The sequence below is a fragment of the Kitasatospora sp. NPDC001225 genome (genome assembly GCF_053597855.1).
The window spans coordinates 1-2,213 of the sequence record NZ_JBSFJC010000373.1; the positions used below are offsets into that span (position 1 = coordinate 1).

Annotated in this window: 1 protein-coding gene; it reads right to left on the reverse strand. The window is 70.3% G+C overall.

The genetic code is table 11. The features are described 5' to 3' along the window. Positions 1-2,213: alkaline phosphatase family protein (locus ACWDCZ_RS40570; RefSeq protein WP_449818621.1), on the reverse strand; the 2,213-nt coding region annotated here is incomplete at both ends.

Consider the following 2,213-nt stretch of genomic DNA (forward strand, 5'->3'; position numbering starts at 1 on the left):
GCCGGGTGGGCCGCCAACACCGCCTCGAACTCACCGAGTTCGATCCGGAAGCCACGGATCTTCACCTGGTCGTCGGTCAAAGAGGTCCGGTTCGGCACCGCGGTGAACGGCGTGTAGTCCGGCCGGTCGGTGAAGGCCCCGGTCATCGGGCTGGCCGCGCTGTCCTTCTGGTTCATCGGGTGGATGCCGAGGATCTGCTCGATGGTGCGGACCATCGTGATCTGCGAGTAGTAGCGGCTGTCCACGGCCCCGTGCTGCGCCCAGGGGCTGATGATCTGGATCGGGGCGCGGTGGCCGTCCACGTGGTCGAGGCCCGCCTGGGAGTCGTCCTCGACGACGAAGATCGCCGAGTCCTTCCAGTACGGGCTGTGGGTGATCTCGTCGACGATCCGCCCGGTCGCCAGGTCGTTGTCGGCGACCTGCGCGGCCGGGCTGGCCGGGCCGCCGGTGTGGTCGCTGGACAGCCAGAGCATGTTGAGGTTCGCCGGGCCGTTCCGTTCGAAGTCCTGCTTCCAGACCTGGTAGCGGTACAGGTCCGGCACGTCGGTGTCGAACCTCGGGAAGCCGGGCACCGAGACGCTGTTGAGCGAGGGGATCGGCGAGGAGGACTTGAGGGCGTAGGCGCTGCCCTGCCCGGTCGCGTCCATGGTCCTGGCGTCGCAGTACAGGTTCTGCCAGGTGGCGTCGGCGGGCTTGTCGAGGAACTGGTGGAACTCGCCGAAGTCGCGCACGGTCTTCCCCGCCGCCCGCGCGCCCGTCCACAGGAAGCCCGAGCGCTGGTGGCCCAGGGCGTCGTCCTCGGTGTCGTAGCTGCGCTCGTACTCGCCGGCTGAGGACTCGGTGTACTCCGGGTTGTCCGCCTGCATCAGCCAGTTGTGGCCCTCGGCGGAGTTGGTGCCGATGTCGTAGGTGTTGTCGTAGAGCCCGAACTGCTCGGCCAGGGCGTGCTGGTTGGGCGTCACGGCGGCGCCGAACTGGGCCAGCTTCGGGTCGCCGTCGCCCTCGGCGACGTCGCCGAAGACCTGGTCGTAGGTCCGGTTCTCCTTGACGATCAGGAAGACGTGCTTGATCGGCGAAGGGTCGCCGATCCGCTTCGGCACCACCTCCTCCTTCGCCTTGTGGCCGTTCGCGAGCTTGACCGCGTTGTTCGTCCAGCCGTTCTGCTGGAACACCTTGGCGGTCTGCGCGCGGATCACCTTGTCGCTCGGCAGCGTGAACCGGGTGAGGCTGGAGGTAGTGTCGTGGGTCTTGTGGGCGCCGGTGCTGTTGGGCCGCCGGGCGTCGATGCCACGGGTGTTGGAGACGATCACCTCCGAGCCGACGGTGGCGACCTCCGCCGGGAAGTAGTCCGTGGGCAGCAGGCCGACGTAGCTCACCGGCTCCTGCGCGCCGGCGAAGCGGTAGACGGCCACCGCGTTGGCCCGGCCGAGGGTGACCAGCAGCCGGCCGTCCTCGGTGAGCGTCACCGCGGTGGGCTCGTAGCCGACGGAGGCCTCCGGCCACGGCTTGGTGGAGACGGTCTGGACGACCTTGTCGTGCGCGGTGTCGATCACCGACACCTCGTCGCTCGCGGTGTCGGCGACGAACAGCACCCCGTTCTTCGCGTACAGCGCGGTCGGGTGCAGGCCGACGGCGATGGTGCCGACGGCGGCGGCCGGGTCGGCGAGGTCGATCACGCTGACCGTGCCGGTGGTGGTGGCGGCGGTCGCCGGGTCGGCCGGGACCTGGGTGCCGTAGGAGTTGATCGTGGTGTCCCCGGCGGTGGCCGCGCGCCCGCCCTCGTTCGAGACGTACAGCTTCCCGCCGACCCGGACGACGCCGCGCGGCGCGTTGCCGACCGTCCAGCTCCGCTGGACCGCGCCGGTCGCCGCGTCGATCGCGACCACCCGGTTCTGCCCGTTGACGGCGGCGTACACCGTCGAGCCGTCGGCGGAGAACACCGCCCCGGAGGCCAGCGCGTGCTTCTCCCCGTCCGCCGGGATCTTCACCGCCACCGGGGCGGCGAGGGTGCCGTCGGGCTGCACGGTGAACCGGGTGTAGCCGTCCAGCTGGCCCAGCCACAGCTGCTTGCCGTCCGGCGAGTAGACCGGGGACTCCTGGCCGACCGAGCCGTTGGGGATGCGCAGTTCGTCCGCCTTGTTGGTGCCGACGCGCTGCTTCACCTTGCCGGTCCTCAGGTCCACCACGACCAGCGCCGCGTCGCCGTCGGTGAC